Source organism: Streptomyces sp. NBC_00335 (assembly GCF_036127095.1).
Taxonomy (GTDB): Bacteria; Actinomycetota; Actinomycetes; order Streptomycetales; family Streptomycetaceae; genus Streptomyces.
This window is the reverse complement of record NZ_CP108006.1, coordinates 8,440,656-8,457,223: the sequence shown is the minus strand read 5'-3', so window position 1 is coordinate 8,457,223 and position 16,568 is coordinate 8,440,656. Positions and strand designations below refer to the sequence as shown.

At 70.2% G+C, this 16,568-nt stretch carries 15 protein-coding genes; 11 read left to right on the top strand and 4 right to left on the bottom strand.

The window, feature by feature from the left end:
- Positions 1–12: 12 nt before the first annotated feature.
- From OHA37_RS38255 to OHA37_RS38240, 4 genes are all read right to left on the bottom strand, one after another.
- Positions 13–1,224: a helix-turn-helix domain-containing protein gene (locus OHA37_RS38255; RefSeq protein ID WP_266913757.1), complete on the bottom strand. Its 1,212-nt coding sequence runs from the start codon at positions 1,222–1,224 to the stop codon at positions 13–15.
- Positions 1,225–1,437: 213 nt separating this feature from the next.
- Positions 1,438–2,382 (bottom strand): hypothetical protein, encoded by a 945-nt coding sequence (locus OHA37_RS38250; protein WP_266913755.1) that lies wholly within the window; start codon positions 2,380–2,382, stop codon positions 1,438–1,440.
- A 101-nt stretch (positions 2,383–2,483) separates the two neighbouring features.
- Positions 2,484–4,109: a DUF6801 domain-containing protein gene (locus OHA37_RS38245; RefSeq protein WP_266913753.1), complete on the bottom strand. Its 1,626-nt coding sequence runs from the start codon at positions 4,107–4,109 to the stop codon at positions 2,484–2,486.
- Between the two features lie 187 nt (positions 4,110–4,296).
- Positions 4,297–4,932 carry a hypothetical protein gene (locus OHA37_RS38240; RefSeq protein WP_266913751.1) on the bottom strand — a complete coding sequence of 212 codons (636 nt, stop codon included), beginning with the start codon at positions 4,930–4,932 and terminating at the stop codon, positions 4,297–4,299.
- A gap of 742 nt (positions 4,933–5,674) precedes the next feature.
- Between OHA37_RS38240 and OHA37_RS38235 the strand changes: the two genes are divergently transcribed.
- From OHA37_RS38235 to OHA37_RS38185, 11 genes are all read left to right on the top strand, one after another.
- Positions 5,675–6,685: an ABC transporter ATP-binding protein gene (locus OHA37_RS38235; protein WP_266913749.1), complete on the top strand. Its 1,011-nt coding sequence runs from the start codon at positions 5,675–5,677 to the stop codon at positions 6,683–6,685.
- Positions 6,682–7,446, top strand: a complete 765-nt coding sequence (locus tag OHA37_RS38230) for an MlaE family ABC transporter permease (protein ID WP_266913747.1) — start codon at positions 6,682–6,684, stop codon at positions 7,444–7,446. The genes OHA37_RS38235 and OHA37_RS38230 overlap by 4 nt, the downstream gene beginning before the upstream one ends.
- A gap of 5 nt (positions 7,447–7,451) precedes the next feature.
- Positions 7,452–8,258 (top strand): MlaE family ABC transporter permease, encoded by an 807-nt coding sequence (locus tag OHA37_RS38225; RefSeq protein WP_266913745.1) that lies wholly within the window; start codon positions 7,452–7,454, stop codon positions 8,256–8,258.
- A gap of 1 nt (position 8,259) precedes the next feature.
- Positions 8,260–9,513, top strand: a complete 1,254-nt coding sequence (locus OHA37_RS38220; protein ID WP_266913743.1) for an MCE family protein — start codon at positions 8,260–8,262, stop codon at positions 9,511–9,513.
- Positions 9,510–10,565 carry an MCE family protein gene (locus tag OHA37_RS38215; RefSeq protein ID WP_266913741.1) on the top strand — a complete coding sequence of 352 codons (1,056 nt, stop codon included), beginning with the start codon at positions 9,510–9,512 and terminating at the stop codon, positions 10,563–10,565. The genes OHA37_RS38220 and OHA37_RS38215 overlap by 4 nt, the downstream gene beginning before the upstream one ends.
- Positions 10,562–11,608: an MCE family protein gene (locus OHA37_RS38210; protein WP_266913739.1), complete on the top strand. Its 1,047-nt coding sequence runs from the start codon at positions 10,562–10,564 to the stop codon at positions 11,606–11,608. Before OHA37_RS38215 ends, OHA37_RS38210 begins: the two co-directional genes overlap by 4 nt.
- Positions 11,605–12,633 carry an MCE family protein gene (locus tag OHA37_RS38205; protein ID WP_266913737.1) on the top strand — a complete coding sequence of 343 codons (1,029 nt, stop codon included), beginning with the start codon at positions 11,605–11,607 and terminating at the stop codon, positions 12,631–12,633. The genes OHA37_RS38210 and OHA37_RS38205 overlap by 4 nt, the downstream gene beginning before the upstream one ends.
- A complete protein-coding gene (locus OHA37_RS38200) occupies positions 12,630–13,916 on the top strand; it encodes an MCE family protein (RefSeq protein WP_266913735.1) in 1,287 nt (428 codons plus the stop codon). The genes OHA37_RS38205 and OHA37_RS38200 overlap by 4 nt, the downstream gene beginning before the upstream one ends.
- Positions 13,913–15,208 (top strand): MCE family protein, encoded by a 1,296-nt coding sequence (locus OHA37_RS38195; RefSeq protein WP_266913733.1) that lies wholly within the window; start codon positions 13,913–13,915, stop codon positions 15,206–15,208. The genes OHA37_RS38200 and OHA37_RS38195 overlap by 4 nt, the downstream gene beginning before the upstream one ends.
- Positions 15,205–15,747: a hypothetical protein gene (locus tag OHA37_RS38190; RefSeq protein WP_266913731.1), complete on the top strand. Its 543-nt coding sequence runs from the start codon at positions 15,205–15,207 to the stop codon at positions 15,745–15,747. Before OHA37_RS38195 ends, OHA37_RS38190 begins: the two co-directional genes overlap by 4 nt.
- A 92-nt stretch (positions 15,748–15,839) precedes the next feature.
- Positions 15,840–16,541 (top strand): hypothetical protein, encoded by a 702-nt coding sequence (locus tag OHA37_RS38185; protein ID WP_266913729.1) that lies wholly within the window; start codon positions 15,840–15,842, stop codon positions 16,539–16,541.
- Positions 16,542–16,568: the final 27 nt, after the last annotated feature.

Below are 16,568 nucleotides of genomic sequence, written 5' to 3'. Positions count from 1 at the left end.
CGGTCGTTCGGGTCATTCCGCGTAGTCGTTGCCCTGGAGGTGGAGTGAGCGCAGGGCCGCCTCCAGCGTGAAGCGGTGTTCCGGGTCGGTGATGCGGTCACCCAGGTGTGCGTCCAGGTTGCGCAGGCGGTAGCGGACCGTCTGCGCGTGGACTCCGAGTAACTCGGCGACCTGATCGGCGGGACCCCGCGTGGAGATGTGGACGCGCAGGGTCTCGACCAGGCGCCCGCGCCTGGAGCCGGTGAGGCCGCTGAGCGGGGCCAGTTCGCGGGCCGCGATGTGGGTGACGAGCACCGGGTCGGACAGGAGCCACAGTGTTGTCAGGTGGTCTTCGCAGTGCACGAGCGGTTGGTCGGGCACGATCCCGTCGTCGATGAGCTGCAGTACCCTCCTGGCCCACCGGATGGAGTCGGCGGCCTGCGCGGGTGGCACGGTCAGGCCTATCACGGCCGGGGCGCCCGACAGGGCGGATTCGAGCATCGCCAGTCGCTCGGGGGTGAGGGGCCCGGGGATCAGCATGTGTGGCTGGGGCATGCCCAGATCGGCGAGGACGTCCCGGTCGAGACATGTCCGTATGTGGTCGGGCGCCGGGGCACGTAAGGCCACCAGCGTGCACTGCGCCGGGAGTTCCCAGGACGCCTGCTCGCACAGCTCGGCGATCGTCGCCTGCGGCAGGGGCGACCCTACGAGGATGAGGTGGAGCAGTTGTCTGCGTAACGCCGATACCTCGGAGGCCGCACGGGCCTGGACCTCCGCGTATCCCTCGCGCGCGATCGCCTCCAGCTCGTCGACGTACGCGAAGAGCGCGTCGGCGAAGGCGAGGATCAGTGAGGGCGACAGGTTGTACCGGCGACCGAGGGTCTTGGCCCGGCGCAGCGCGATGCGCGCGCCGAGCCGGTAGGCCCCTTGGAGGGTGTCGAGGTCGCGGCCCTCGTACGCCTCCACCCGGCCGAACTTGCGCAGGAGCTCGTCGCGCAGGACCGAGCTCGTGCCGGGGTCCGCGACTCGGTCCACGAACGTGGCCAGCGCCTGCTCCACGCCCTGGCGGATGGCGTCCGCGTTGGGGCCGTTGAGGAGACGGGCGTACACCGGATAGGCGCGCTCCACCTCGACGCGGATCTCCTTGATGAGACCCGGAACCTCGGGCCTCATCAAGGCGGCGAACTCCCTGGGGAGCGGATCGAGCGGTTCACCGAGATCCGGTGATTGTGCGATTGAGGGCATGACCGATCCCTTGCTCTCCTGCGCGCCCGGTGGGGCGTGGCGTGGCAGTGCCCTGTCTGGCTGGAGGGCTCGGGCGCAGCCGTAAGGTGCATACCTTTGTGCGGTGCTGACGCTAAGTCAAATTATTTGAGCTGTACACCACTTGAGCACGAGCTGCGCAGGAGAGAGGGTCGGGGTGGGCGAGTTAGGCCGGGAATCGGCGCTCGGTGACCGTTACTTGACGGCGGAGTGCCAGTTCCGGGCGAGGTGCGCGCCCGCGTCGGGAGCCACCGTCCCCGGGGCGTAGAGACCGCCCAGGTAGGTCTGGGTGTTGTTCAGGGTCAGGCTGTTCTTGCCCGCCGCCGACGGCAGACCGGTCTTGAGGTTGACCGCGGCGTCGATCAGCCCGAACAGACCCAGGCCGCAGCCGCTGGCGCCGGGGACGGCGAAGGTCGTGTCGTACTGGGTGGAGCCGAGGAGGTTGAGGCGGCTCATGTCGCCCTCCTCGTTCGGGCTGCCGTCACCGTTGAACCGTTCCACACCGAACTCCGGGTAGTTGCGGTTCTTCGGCTGCAGGACGATCGGGTTGTCCTTGGTGCCGATGTAGCAGTGGCTGCCCAGGAACGGGTTCTCCAGGTGGATGCGGACGGGGATGTTCACGATCGTCTGGTCGGTGACGACGCCCGCTATCTGGTCGAAGTTCGAGGGGGTGCCCACTGACTCCAGGGTTGCGGTGATCTTGTTGAGTTTGGCGTCCGTGAGCTGCTTGCAGATGGCGGTGATGCCCGGGATGTTGCTCGGACACATCAGCCCGAGGAGGCCGCCGGGCACCGTCGCGGAGTCGGCGATGATCGCCCCGGACGCCGGCCCCACGACAGTGCTGGTGCCGTCGGAGTTCTGCACGACGCCCATCTGGAGGTTGCTGTTGGCGGTGACGACCGTCGTGTTGCCGAGCTTGATGGATCCGCTGGTGGAGTACGAGACGATGCACTGCGGCGCCTTGTCCAGACCGTCCGCCCCGAGCATCACCGGCGAGTCGACCGGGCAGCGGGTGAAGGGACCCCACGAGCCGTTGAGGGCCGGCGTGGCGGCGGTCGCCGTGCCGAGGGAGGCGAACGCGCCGAAGGCGGTCAGCGCCGAAACGGTGACGAGCCGGGTGCGGGCGGAGACGAGGGGCATGTCGGTGCCTTTCGATGACGGGGGACGTTCAGGGTGGTGGTGCGGGGGTTCGGGGGTGCTGGAGTGCCGGGCTGCGCGGCGCCTCCGGGCGGTGGTACGGATCAGCGCTCCGGTTTGGGGACCACGTACGGCTGGCGGTCCTCGGTGCACTGGCCGTCGGTCGGCAGCTCGCCCGCCACCGCACAGGTCTGGCCCTGGATCTGCTTGATGTAGTTGCCGGGGCCGGAGATGGACGCGGTCAGCAACCGGTCCAGATCCTCGCCACCCGCGCCGCAGCCCGTGAAGGCGGGGATGGTCACCTCGCCGGTCAGCGGCCCGCCGGAGGTCAGGAGGTAACCGGTGGCGTCCGTGCTGTTGATGAGCTGCCCCTTCCCGAGCATCACCAGGTGAGGGCCCGGGTACGTGGCCGGATCGGGCTCGGGAGAGCTGAGCGGGGTTTGCGTGCGGCACGACGGGCCGACGTCCAGGCGCGTGCCGTTGACCTCGACGTCCAGTACGCGCAGGACGAGGGGGGCCCGGATGTACGTCTCCGCGAGGTTGTCCGGGAAGACGAGCAGGATGTCCGAGGCCACGACCATGGGCCCGGCCTGTTCCAGGATCATGGTCGCCGTCGTCGGGGTGAAACCGAAGGTCAGGAAGGTGCCCTTGAACGGCGGGGTCTCTTTGCGGCCCTGGTGGTCGAGGTAGGCCTCCGACTTCTGGAGCAGGTGCCACGGGCTCCCGTCCGGCGGAATGGAGAGCTCCGGGTCGCCCTGTTCGATCTGCACGCACGACACCGGGATCAGGGAGGCGCCGCTCAGTTTGCGGACGTTGGCGTAGCCCGTGATGTAAGCGTTGAGCGATTTGCTGGTCGGGTCCTTCTTGACGCAGGGTGGCGCCGGCGGCCTGGCCGCCGACGAGCCGGCGGCGTCGCCGACCTTCGGCGCCGTGCCCGGCCGCCCCTTCGCCCGTTCCGTGGGAGTCCGGGGCGCCGTCGGCTCCTTCGGGGAACCGGAGACCTTCGGGGGCACGGGGGACGCCGGCCGCCCGGGCCCTGGGGCCGCGGAGCCGGACGGGGAGCGCGAACCGCTCGGGGCCGGGGTGGGGGTGGAGGTGGCCGGACCCACCGGCACGGTGGCCAGCAGGCCGTGGCCGTCCGCGTCCTTGGCGAGGGTGCAGGTGAGGGAGAGGGACGCGGGGGTCAGGGGCGTGCCGTCGGCCGAACCGAGGGCGAGGTCGACGCCCAGGTCCGCGGCCGTGAGGGTGAGGTCGCCGTTGACGACCGCCGTCACGACCGGGGCGTTGCCGGTGGTACTGAGGGTCAGTGGGCCCTCGGCGGGAACGGCGACGGGCCGGGCGGGGCCGGTGCCACGCCACAGGGCCTGGGTCTTCGCCCCACGCTGGGCGATGTCGAGGGTGAGCCTGGTCTCGGGCACCACCGTGGTGGCCTTGAGGGCCGTCAGGTCGGCGACGGCCTCGGCCGGGAGCTCGACCGTCGTGGTGACCCCGGTCGGACTGATCGCCTCACCGGCCGTGACCCGGTCGGGGAACGTGGCCGCGAGCCGCACCGCGACGCGCTGCGGCCCCGAGGGCAGGGCGCAGTCGTAGGGCAGTTTCGCGGCGATCTCCTGCGAGCCCACGGCGGCAGCCGCCGATGGGATCAAGGGGGCGAGCGCCACGAAGGCGGCGATCGCCGCACCGCGCGCGCGTACGCGGGGTGTCCGCAGGGCGGGACGGTGGGCTCTCATCGCTTGCTCCGCTCGGGGATGCTCCGCGACACCGACGACCCGCGTGGCCGACCGGTGGGGCCGGGGCGTGTCAGGTCGTCGTGTCAGGTCGACGTAGACGGGCGGCGTAGAGGGTCGGCGAACGCCCGGCCGGGGTCACCGGTCGGGCGCACGGACCCGGGGAGTGTCGGCGACACTCCCGCACGCCTTACGGGTTGGATCCGACGATGGTCGGGATGATCGCGGTGCCGGTCTTCTTGACCAGGTAGGCACCGGTGAAGATCGGCTTGGCGCCCACCGGTACGGCGCTGCCGCAGTTGGTCGACGAGACGACGTTGAGCTCGCCGCTGACGCTGGAGACCGCGAGCTTGCCCGTCGAGTTGGTGTAGGTGCCGGACGCCTTGCCCGTCACGCGGAAGACGCAGGCACCGACGGTGACCTTGGCGTCGACGTTGCCGATGTAGCCCTTGGTGACGCCGGTCGCCGCGGTGTAGTCCTGGGCCACCACGGTCCACGGGGTGGTCGCGACAGTGGTCACGTTGCCCAGGACACTGGTGCAGGGGAAGCCGGTGGCACCGAAGTTGATGGCGCTGATCGAGGCGACGGTGGCCGGGTTGCCGGTGGCGCTGGCCATCGAGCCGGAGGCGCCCGACTTCGTACACGTCATGGCGATGCCGTTGACGCTGAGGACGATGTTCCCGCTGTTGGTCGCCGTGAAGGCCGCCGGGGTCGGGTTGACGGTCCACACGGTGGACGGCACGGCCACTGCCGGGCCGGCCGCCAGGAGGAACGCGGCGGTGGCGGCACCGGTGACTACGGCGAAGTTTCTGATGGTCTTCTTCATGACTCTGGGACTCTCCTTGGGGATTGACCGGCAGAGGTGTGGGCCGCAGCTGTGCAATAGGGGAGACACAGACGGCCCGCGGCTCGGTGTTCCTCGGCCGCGACGCTGACGTTACTTGCGGGAAACTTGGCTGAACAATGGCGTAGTTCAAGATTCTTTGAAGAGCCGGTATTAACTGTTCACCGAGTGAGCGGTCATCGGCGCCGCATTAGCCCCCCGGTGCGCAATGTCGACAATTTCGATCGATCGCGCACGCCGCTGCCACACTTTTCCGCCCGGCCGCGCGTATGCATCGCGACACGGAGGGGAAACGCTCTCCCCCATGACAAATAAGCGCATGCATATGTAATCCGCGTGACAACCAGTACGAAAGTCCGGGCAGTCTCGCCAAAAACCCGGAACCCGCGTATTGCCGTCGGATGTTACCCGGACGTAGCGTTCCGGGTGCGACGCTCACCCCCTGGTTGGCGGCCACCGAAGGCAGGAGTCCCGACGGACGGATCCGGCCACGCCCCCTGGCGGGGCCGGCCCTCTCCCGGTGGGGCCCCGCGGATCCGGCCCACGGACCTGCGGGGCCCCACTGTGTCTCTCCGGACACAAATGGCGTACCCGGCTTTGTTCACGCGGTGACAAATTCCGGGGCGCCGGGCCGAATCGGTGTCACACCTATTGTCCCGGTGATCGCGAACGACTTAACGTGCGGCCCGAGACGCACTCGCGGCACACGCCTGCTGGAGGTGGTATGGGAATCGAAATTGCTGTTGAGGGTCTGACCATGTCCTTCGGTAAGCAGAACATCTGGCAGGACGTGACCTTGACGTTGCCCGCGGGGGAAGTGAGCGTCATGCTCGGCCCTTCCGGCACGGGGAAGACGGTGTTCCTCAAGTCACTCATCGGCCTGCTGAAGCCGGAACGGGGACGCGTCCTCGTAGCCGGAGTCGACATGGTGAACAGCCCCGAGCGCGATATCTACGAGGCCCGCAAACTCTTCGGCCTCATGTTCCAGGACGGCGCTCTCTTCGGCTCCATGTCCCTCTTCGACAACATCGCCTTCCCGCTGCGCGAGCACACGCGGAAGAAGGAGTCGGAGATCCGCCGGATCGTCATGGAGCGCATCGACGTCGTCGGACTCCTCGGCTCCGAGGGCAAGCTCCCCGGCGAGATCAGCGGCGGTATGCGCAAGCGGGCGGGACTGGCCCGCGCGCTCGTGCTCGACCCGCAGATCGTGCTGTGCGACGAGCCGGACTCCGGTCTCGACCCCGTCCGCACCGCCAACCTCTCGCAGTTGCTGATCGACCTGAACGCACAGATCGACGCGACGATGCTCATCGTCACCCACAACCTCGACATCGCCGCGACCGTCCCCGACAACATGGGGATGCTCTTCCGGCGGGGGCTCGTCACCTTCGGCCCCCGCGAAGTGCTCCTCACCAGCGACGAGCCGGTCGTGGCGCAGTTCCTCGCGGGACGGCGCGAAGGCCCCATCGGGATGTCCGAGGAGAAGGACGAGGCCACGCTCGCCGCCGAGGCCGCCGTGCCCACCGTCGCACCTGCCGCGCCCCGGGTCATCGTCCCGCAATTGGAGCCCTCGCCCGGACTGCCGCAGCGCCAGGCGGTCCTCCGGCGCCGCGAGCGCGTACTCGCCATGCTCGACACGCTGCCGCCCGCCGCGCGCGCCGCCATCGAGGACACGTACGCGCGCGGGGCGCAGGCGCCGACCCTGCGCCTTCCGGCCACCGGGAGCGGCACGTGATGACGGGCGCCCTACGGCAGACCGGCCGGCTCTTCGCCCTCGCGGCGGAGGTGGGCCGGTCCATCTTCCGACGACCTTTCCAGTTCCGGGAGTTCGTCGAGCAGTTCTGGTTCATCGCCAGCATCACGATCCTGCCCGCCGCACTCGTCTCCATCCCGTTCGGCGCGGTGATCGCCCTCCAGGTCGGTTCGCTCACCCAGCAGTTGGGCGCGCAGTCGTTCACCGGAGGCGCCAGCGTCCTCGCCGTCATCCAGCAGGCGAGCCCGCTCATCGTCGCCCTGCTGATCGCCGGCGCCGGCGGCTCCGCCATCTGCGCCGACCTCGGCTCCCGCAAGATCCGCGAGGAGCTCGACGCGATGGAGGTCATGGGCGTCTCCCCCGTCCAGCGCCTGGTCGTGCCGCGGGTGCTGGCGACGATGGGCGTGGCCGTGCTCCTCAACGGCCTGGTGTCCGTCGTGGGCACGCTCGGCGGCTACTTCTTCAACGTCATCCTCCAGGGCGGCACCCCGGGCGCCTACCTGTCCAGCTTCTCCGCGCTCGCCCAGCTGCCCGACCTGTACATCAGCGAGTTCAAGGCCCTGATCTTCGGGTTCATCGCGGGCATCGTCGCCGCCTACCGCGGCCTCAACCCGCGCGGCGGCCCCAAGGGGGTCGGCGACGCCGTCAACCAGTCCGTCGTCATCACGTTCATGCTGCTGTTCTTCGTGAACATGGTGCTGACGGCCGTCTACCTGCAAATCGTCCCGCCGAAGGGAGGCTGAGGCCGATGGCCTCCCCGTTCGTCTGGCTCGACCGGTCCGGCGACCAGTTCCTGTTCTACGTCAAGGCGCTGGCCTGGATCCCCCGCACACTGCGCCGCTACCTCAAAGAGGTCCAACGGCTGCTCGCCGAGGTGGCCTTCGGCTCCGGCGGCCTCGGTGTGATCGGCGGCACCATCGGTGTGATGATCGCGATGACCCTGTTCACCGGCACCGTCGTCGGCCTCCAGGGGTACGCGGCCCTCGACCAGATCGGCACCGCCGCGTTCACCGGGTTCATCTCCGCGTACTTCAACACCCGCGAGATCGCCCCCCTGGTCGCCGGCCTCGCCCTCTCCGCGACCGTCGGCGCCGGCTTCACCGCCCAGCTCGGCGCGATGCGGATCAACGAGGAGGTCGACGCCCTCGAAGGCATGGGCATCCGCTCGATCCCGTACCTGGTCTCCACCCGCATCATCGCGGGCGTCGTCGCGATCATCCCGCTCTACGCGATCGGCCTCCTCTCCTCCTACGTCGCCTCCCGCTACGTGACCGTCCTGTTCAACGGGCAGTCCCAGGGGACGTACGACCACTACTTCAACCTGTTCCTCTCCCCCACCGACGTCCTGCTGTCGGTCCTCAAGGTGCTGATCTTCAGCGTCATGGTGATCCTCGCCCACTGCTACTACGGCTTCCGTGCCTCCGGCGGTCCGGCCGGGGTGGGCGTCGCGGTGGGCCGGTCCGTGCGCAATGCCATCGTGATCATCAGCGTCACCGACTTCTTCCTGTCGCTGGCCCTGTGGGGCGCGACCACGACCGTGAAGGTGGCGGGGTGAGATGAGCAGCCCACGTGGTGAAACCCTGCGTCGCCGGCTCGCCGGAGTCGTCTTCCTGCTGGTCCCCGCACTCCTGGTCTGGCTGGCGATCGCCGTCTACGACAAGCAGTTCACCGCCAGCACCCCGATCACCATCGAGACGAGCAGCGTCGGAAACGAGATGCATCCGGGCGCCGAGGTCAAACTGCGCGGTGTCGTCATCGGCGAGGTCCGTTCCATCGACGCCACCGACTCGGGAGCCCGGCTCACCCTCGCGATGAACCCGGCCGCCCTCGCCGACATCCCCTCCGACGTGCGCGCCCAGATGCTGCCGACGACCCTGTTCGGCGAACGGTTCGTGGCGCTCGTCCCGCCGCAGACGCCTTCTCCGAAGCCCATCGGCGCCGGGGCCGTCATCCCCGAGGACCGCTCCAGCAACGCCGTGGAACTCCAGCAGGTCCTGGACAACGTCCTGCCGATGCTCACCGCCGTCCAGCCGCAGAAGCTCTCCGCCACCCTGTCCGCCGTTTCCCAGGCCCTCGAAGGACGCGGCGACAAGCTCGGCGCCACGCTCGCCCAACTGGACTCCCACCTGGAGAAGTTCAACCCCGAACTGCCCACGCTCAACCGGGACCTGCACGAACTCGTGAAGGTCAGCAACCTGTACGCGGACGTGGCACCGGACATCGTCACGGCGCTCACCGATTTCACCACCACCAGCGGCACGCTCGCCGAGAAGGAGAGCGAGCTCGCCGCCACCTTCGGGGCCACCACCCGTACCGCCCAGGACGTCACCACCTTCCTGCGCCAGAACAAGGACAACATCATCCGGCTCAGCGCCACCGGCAGGCCGACCCTGGAGCTGCTCGCCGAGTACTCCTCGTCCTTCCCCTGCACCCTGCGCACCCTGGCCGAGTTCGTGCCCGCCATGGACAAGGCGCTCGGCAAGGGCACCGACCAGCCGGGCCTGCACGTCAACGTCGTCACCGTGCCCTCACGCGGGGCGTACGTACCCGGCCGCGACACCCCCTCGTACACCTCGGGCGGCGGTCCGCACTGCTACCCCGTGCCCTACCTCGGTGTCCCGGCGGCCCCCGCCGCGCGGGCCGCGGCGGCGGCCGAGCAGAACCTCGGGCCCGCCAACTCCCCGCAGGAGAACGAGTTCCTGAACGAGCTCCTCGCCCCCGCGGCCAAGAAGCAGCCCGGCGACCTGCCCGACTGGAGCAGTCTGCTGGCCGGACCCGCGTACCGCGGCACGGAGGTGATCCTCAAATGACGAACGACCTCGCCCACACCCGACGGCGCCCCCTGACCGGCCCGCTGGTCAAGTCCTTGATCTTCGTCCTGGTGACCGCCCTCGCCACGACCGTGCTCGCGCTCAGCATCGCCGACACCGGCGTGAGCTCCGGCACGCGCTCGTACAAGGCGCTGTTCACCGACGCCACCGGGCTCATCGACGGGGACAGCGTACGGATATCGGGCGTGAAGGTCGGGGAGGTCACCGACGTCCGGGTCGTCGACCGGCGCACCGCCCAGGTCAGCTTCAGCATCCGCGACGACCGCACGCTCCCCGGCTCGGTGACCGCCTCGGTGAAGTACCTCAATATGGTCGGGCAGCGCTACGTCGCCCTCGACCGGGGCAGTGGTGACGTGGCCGGCGTCCTGCAGCCCGGCTCCACCATCCCGCTGGACCGCACGAAGCCCGCGCTCGACATGACGCTGCTCTTCAACGGGTTCAAGCCGCTCTTCGAGGGCCTGTCGCCGAGTGACGTCAACGACCTCGCCGGCTCGCTCGTCCAGGTCCTCCAAGGCGAGGGCGGCACGGTCGACAGTCTGATCCGGCACATCGGTTCGCTCACGCAGACCGTCGCCGCCAAGGACCAGGTGATCGGCCAGGTCGTCACCAACCTGAACACCGTTCTGGACACGCTCAACACCCGCGAGGCCGCCTTCGGGGACCTCGTCGTCACCCTCCAGAAGCTCGTCACGGGCTTCAACGACGACCGCAAACCCCTCGGCCAGGCCGTCCAGGCGATGGGCGACCTGACCACCACGACCGCGGGACTCCTCCAGGACGGGCGCGCCCCCCTGAAGCAGAGCATCGGCGAACTGGGCCGCCTCTCGAACACCCTCGGCGACCACGCTCCGCAGATCGAGGACTTCCTCAACAGGAGTCCGGCCAAGATGACCGCCCTGGCCCGGCTGTCCTCGTACGGATCGTGGTTCAACCTCTACCTCTGTGAGGCCCGCGTGAGCGGTGTGAGCACCTCCGACGGCTCCAAGCCGCCGACCGGCATCGCCGTCACCGAATCGAGGTGCCGAGGATGAGCCGCCCGCGAGGGTTCGCCCCCGTCAAGGACCGCAACCCCGTCGCCGTAGCCGTCGTCGGACTCGTCGCGCTCGCCCTGATCGCCGTCCTCGCCTACAACGTGGACCGCCTGCCGTTCGCCGGCGGGGGCACCGCCTACAGCGCCGACTTCACCGAGGCCGCCGGCCTCGGCACCGGCGACGAGGTGCGCATCGCCGGGGTCAAGGTCGGCAAGGTCACCGGGGTCGCCCTCGACGGGCCCAAGGTGAAGGTGACGTTCGAGGTCGGGGACGCCTGGGTCGGCGACCGTTCCACCGCCGCCATCGCCATCAAGACCCTGCTCGGCGACAAGTACCTGGCCCTCGACCCGCTGGGCTCCGGCCGCCAGGACCCCGGCAGTCGCATCCCGCTGGCGCGCACCACGTCCCCGTACGACGTGACTCAGGCGTTCCAGGACCTGAGCGGCACGGTCGACGCCATCGACACGAAGAAGCTCGCCGAGAGCTTCGAGACGATCTCCGACACCTTCAAGGACTCGCCGCCGAATGTGCGCAGCGCCGCCACCGGCCTGTCCGAGCTGTCCAAGTCCGTCTCCAGCCGTGACGCCCAGCTGTCCCAACTCCTAGGAGGGAGCCGTACGTTCACCAAGACGCTGGAGGGCAAGAAGTCCAGCTTCGAGACCCTTCTGGAGGACGGCGGCTCGCTGCTCGGCGAGTTGAAGAACCGGCGCGATGCCATCCACGCGCTGCTCACGGGCAGTCGTGCCCTGGGAACGCAGCTCAGCGGCATCGTCGACGACAACGACCGCCAGCTCGGTCCCACGCTCAAGGCCCTCAGCCGCGTCACCAAGGTCCTGGAGAAGAACAGCAGCCAGCTCGACAAGACCCTCGCGCTCGTCGGCCCGTACTACCGGCTCGTCGGCAACACCCTCGGCAGCGGCCACTGGTTCGACAGCTACCTGTGCGGAGTCGTACCCCGGAACTACCTGCCGGAGGCGTCGCAGCCCAAGACCGGATGCCGGCCGCCGCAGCAGAAGGCGTCGGCGAAGGGGAGCGGGGAATGATGAGCACACCCAGAAGGCCCCTCGTCCTCGGGCTCGCCATCGTGGTGCTCGCGGCCTGCGGACTCGTCGCCGTACGCGTCCTGGAATCCGACGGCACCCGTGTCACCGCCTACTTCGACCGCGCCGTCGGCGTCTACGCCGGATCCGACCTGAGGATCCTCGGGGTGCGCGTCGGCGAGGTCGAGTCCGTGCAGCCGGAAGGCACCCGGGTACGCGTCCGTCTCCGCGTCGACGAGGGCGTACGCGTCGCAGGCGACGCCCGTGCCGTCATCGTCGCCCCCAGCATCGTCGCGGACCGGTACGTCCAACTCACCCCGGCGTACAGTTCGGGCCCCGCCCTCACCGACGGCGCCCAGCTCGCGGCGTCCCGCAACCGCACCCCTGTCGAGATCGACCAGCTGTACGCCTCGATCACCGAACTCGGCAAGGCCCTCGGCCCCGACGGCGCCAACTCGACCGGCGCCCTGTCCGGCCTGCTCGACACCGGCGCCAAGAACCTCAAGGACAACGGCGACGCGATCGGTACGTCCATCCAGGAGTTCGGCAAGGCGGCCAAGACCCTCGACGGAAGCAGCGACGACCTGTTCGCCACCCTCAGCCAGCTCCAGACGTTCACCACCATGCTCAAGAACAAGGACGGCGACGTGCGCACCGCCCAAGAGCGCCTCGACGACGTGGTGACCTTCTTCGCCGACAACAAGGACGACCTCGCCGGCGCCCTCACCGAACTCGGCAAGGCCCTCGCCCAGGTGAAGACCTTCATCCAGAACAACCGGGGCGAACTGAAGCAGAACGTCGACCGGCTCGTCCCGCTCACCCAGTCCCTCGTAGATCAGCGGGCCTCCCTCGCCGAGGCACTCGACGTGGCCCCGCTCGCGGCGGGCAACGTGGTGGGTGCGTACAACAAGGACACCCGCACCCTCGACGGACGGGCCAACCTGAACGAGATCAGCATGGGCGGACCGCTGCTCCCGCTGCCCGTGGCCGGTGGCTCCTCGGCCACCAGTGGGAAGGGGGACCGGTGAAGCTCAGCGGACCCATCACGAAGCGCCGAGTACCCTTCACCGGCAAGGCCGCCGGGGCCGGGATCGGCGGGGTCGTCGCCCTGGGCGTGGCCGTGGTCCTCACCGTGACCCTGCTCCCCACGGACCTGCCCCGCTTCGACGGGATCGAGGACCTGCCGCTGCCCGGGGGCGCCGACCTCGGCTCCCACCCGTACACGGTCACCGCCGAACTGGCCGACGTCCTCAGCCTCGTCCCGCAATCCGCGGTCAAGGTCAACGATGTCGCCGTCGGCCGCGTCACCGAGATCCGGCTGGGAACCGGCGACTGGACGGCGCGCGTCACCATGAAGATCAACGGCGACATCCGCCTGCCTTCCGATGCGAGCGCCCGCCTGCAGCAATCGAGCCTGCTCGGCGAGAAGTTCATCGAGCTCACCGCACCCGCCAAGGACGCGGGCGGTGCGCGCCTCACCGACGGCAGCACGATCCCGCTCGCCCGCACCAGCCGCAACACCGAGGTCGAGGAGGTCTTCGGCGCCCTGTCCCTGCTGCTCAACGGCGGCGGGGTCAACCAGCTGAAGACCATCACCAAGGAGCTGAACTCCGCGCTCGGCGGACGCGAGCCCGAGGTCCGCTCGATGCTGGAGCGGGTCAACACCCTCGTGACCAACCTCGACGCGCACCGGGACGACATCACGCAGGCGCTCGACGGGGTCAACCGGCTCTCCGCGACCCTCGCCGAGCGGAAGAAGGACGTGGGAACGGTCCTCACCAATCTCTCTCCGGGCCTCAAGACCTTGGAGAACCAACGGGGTTCGCTCCTGACCATGCTGCGCGCCCTGGACACGCTGTCCGGTGTCGCCGTCTCCACCATCAACGCCGGCAAGGACGACATGGTCGCCGACCTCAAGGCACTCGCGCCGACCCTGAAGGCACTCGCCGACGCCGGCGCCGACCTGCCCGACTCGCTCCAGGCGCTGCTGACGTACCCCTTCACCGACGAGGTGATGCGGGGCATCAAGGGCGACTACCTCAACACCTACCTCTCCATCGCCGCCGAACCGGGCACCCAGGTCATCCCGCCGCTCGTCCCGCAGACCACGCCCAGCCCGACGCCCACCGCCGCGCCCGATCCGGGCGGCGCCGCCCGCGGGGGCGCGTCCGGCAGCAGTTCCACCAAGCCTCCGTCCCCGCTGCCGCTGCCGCCCGTCCAGAGCGTCGGCCCGGCCGGGCGGGCATCCTCCCCGAGCGCACTGAGCTCACCGAGCACCACCGGAGCGAAGGACGGAGGGAAGACCCGGTGATCACCCTCGCCGTACGGCTGAAGAACCTCGCGTTCCTCGTCATCGCCGTCCTCGCCCTAGGCTTCCTCGGCATCCACTACGCCGACCTCGGCCGCTACGTCGGCGTCGCCGACCACTACACCGTCAACGTCCACCTCGCCCGCACCGGCGGCCTGTTCCCCCACTCCGACGTCACCTACCGGGGCGTCTCCGTGGGACGCGTCGGCGCCATCGACCTCACCGCCGACGGGGTCGTGGCCCGGCTGCGCATCAAGAAGTCGGCCGCCCGCGTCCCCGCCGACGCGAAGGCCGTCGTCGCCGGACTCTCCGCCGTCGGCGAGCAGTACATCGATCTGCGGCCCGACAGCGACCAAGGCCCCTACCTCGCGGACGGGGCCCGCATCGACCAGGCCGACACCGAGGTGCCCGCGCCCGTCACCGACCTCTTGACCAGCATGAACGACCTCACCCGGTCCGTCCCGCTCGACTCGCTGCGCACGGTCGTCGACGAACTGGGCAAGGCCTTCGAGGGGCACGGTGACGACCTCCAGGCCCTGATCGACGGCGGCAGCGCGTTCGTGCAGGCCGCCGACCGCTCCCTGCCCGCGACCACCCGCCTCATATCCGACGGTGAGGTCGTCCTGCGCACCCAGGCCGAGGAGGGCCAGGCCATCCGCGACTTCGCCACCGGCGCACGCGACCTCGCCGTCACCCTGAAGGGATCCGACGGCGACGTACGGCGTCTGCTCGCCGTCACCCCGGGCGCGGGCACCCAGATCAGCGGCCTCCTGCGCGACCTGGACCCCAGTCTCGGAGTGGTCCTCGCCAACCTGCTCACCACCTCGGAAGTCGCCGTCACCCGCCAGCGCGGCATGGAGGAGCTCCTCGTGAAGTTCCCCGCGGCCGTCTCCGCGGGCGCCACCACCGTCGACGGAGGACGGATGAACCTCGGCATGGCCGTCACCTTCTTCAAGCCCCTGCCCTGCACTTCCGGCTACGGCGGTACGCGCTACCGCAACGGCCTCGACCTCGGCACCGCACCCGCCCTCAACACCGGGGCCTCCTGCACCAGTGCGGCCTCGTCCGGGACCAACGTGCGCGGCTCAGCGAACGCCCCGAAGGGCGGCCCCGTTCCCACCCCGGCCCAGCCGGGTTCGCTCCCCTCGGGCAGCGCCGGCTCCGCCGCCGCGCCCGGGCCCCTCGCACTGCCCGGCGCGCTCGCCCTGCCGGGTGCCCTCGCCCTGCCGGGCCAGGACGGCGGGCCCACCGACATGGCCGGGCTGCTCGGCCTCGGCGCCGGGGGCGGCCGGTGAGACGGGCACGCGTCCTCGCCGGCGCCGGACTGGCTGTGGCGCTCGCCTTCTGCGGGACCGGAGCCTGGACGTACGCGCAGGCCCGTACCGACGACGGTCTCGCCTTCAGCCGGGAGCGGGACACCGTCCTCGCCCAGGGCCGCGATCGCATCGCGGTGCTCAACACCCTGGACGCGTCCACGCGTGAACACGCGGAGGCCGGGATCAAGGCGTGGCGCGACGCTTCCACCGGGCCGCTGCACACCGAACTGGGCGCCACCCGGCCGGCGGTGGGCGCCTCGGCTCGCGCCGACGTCACCGAGGTGGCCGTCACCGCGCTGGACACCCGGGCGGGTACGGCGAAGCTCATCGCGACGGTGCGCGTCGACGTCACGCCCCAGGGGGGCTCGAAGGCGACGAGCGACCGCAAGCGGCTCGAAGCCGTCCTGGAGCGTACGGGCGACGCCACGTGGAAGGTCAAGGCGCTCAGCGCCGTTCCGGCGGCGAGCGCGGACGCCGCCGGTTCCGGGACCGCTACCGGGGGGAGCGAGGCGAGGTGACACGGTTGCTGCGGAAGACGACGGACAGGCGCGCGGAGGCCCGGGGGCCGGAGATGGCGGAGGGGCCGGAGGCAGCGGTCGCAGAAGACGCGATGGCGGGGTCAACTGGCGTCGCGGCCGAACACGATGGAGCGGAACCGGCCGACACCGAGGCGGAGGCGGAGGCGACCGGACCCATCGGCGCGGCCGGGACGAGCACGCCCGCCGAGGGCGGGGCCGGCAGTGACTCCGACGACCACGACGGCGCGGATCTCCGCGACTCCGGCTCCCCCTCCCCCTCCCCCTCTCGCTTCGGCGGCAGGTGGCGCACGGCGGCCTTCGCGGCAGCCGTCGCCGTCCTGCTCCTGGGCGGAAGCGCCTTCTTCTACGGCGCGCACCACCTGCGCTCCACCCCCTCCGCCCAGAACCGCGCCCTCACCGACACCGCGGCCACCGAGCGGGTGAGCGGCGAGGTCAGTGACGGCCTGGCCAGGATCTTCTCCTACACGCCCACCGGCGCCGACGCCACCGAGCGATCGGCCCGGTTGGTCCTCGCGGGGCGGGCCGCCAGGCAGTACGGCGACCTGTTCGCCCAGCTCCGCGCGAACCTGGAGACGCAGAAGATCACCCTCAGCACGCAGGCCGTCCGTACCGGGGTGATCGAGCTGGACGGGAACACCGCTCGGCTACTGGTCCTCCTCGACCAGACCTCGCGGCGGGACGAGGGTGCCACCACCTCGTCGGCGGCCCAGCTCACCGTCACCGCGCAGTTCCACGGTGACCGGTGGCAGATCGTCGACATCAAGGCCCGCTGAGAGATGCGCGGGAGAGAAGAGCACCCC

Bases quoted from the DNA above. Each gene is read 5' to 3' on its own strand.
- OHA37_RS38255 (WP_266913757.1), bottom strand. From the start codon at position 1,224: ATGCCCTCAATCGCACAATCACCGGATCTCGGTGAACCGCTCGATCCG.
- OHA37_RS38185 (WP_266913729.1), top strand. From the start codon at position 15,840: ATGGCGGGGTCAACTGGCGTCGCGGCCGAACACGATGGAGCGGAACCG.
- OHA37_RS38215 (WP_266913741.1), top strand. From the start codon at position 9,510: ATGACGAACGACCTCGCCCACACCCGACGGCGCCCCCTGACCGGCCCG.
- OHA37_RS38235 (WP_266913749.1), top strand. From the start codon at position 5,675: ATGGGAATCGAAATTGCTGTTGAGGGTCTGACCATGTCCTTCGGTAAG.
- OHA37_RS38210 (WP_266913739.1), top strand. From the start codon at position 10,562: ATGAGCCGCCCGCGAGGGTTCGCCCCCGTCAAGGACCGCAACCCCGTC.
- OHA37_RS38220 (WP_266913743.1), top strand. From the start codon at position 8,260: ATGAGCAGCCCACGTGGTGAAACCCTGCGTCGCCGGCTCGCCGGAGTC.
- OHA37_RS38225 (WP_266913745.1), top strand. From the start codon at position 7,452: ATGGCCTCCCCGTTCGTCTGGCTCGACCGGTCCGGCGACCAGTTCCTG.
- OHA37_RS38245 (WP_266913753.1), bottom strand. From the start codon at position 4,109: ATGAGAGCCCACCGTCCCGCCCTGCGGACACCCCGCGTACGCGCGCGC.
- OHA37_RS38205 (WP_266913737.1), top strand. From the start codon at position 11,605: ATGATGAGCACACCCAGAAGGCCCCTCGTCCTCGGGCTCGCCATCGTG.
- OHA37_RS38250 (WP_266913755.1), bottom strand. From the start codon at position 2,382: ATGCCCCTCGTCTCCGCCCGCACCCGGCTCGTCACCGTTTCGGCGCTG.
- OHA37_RS38240 (WP_266913751.1), bottom strand. From the start codon at position 4,932: ATGAAGAAGACCATCAGAAACTTCGCCGTAGTCACCGGTGCCGCCACC.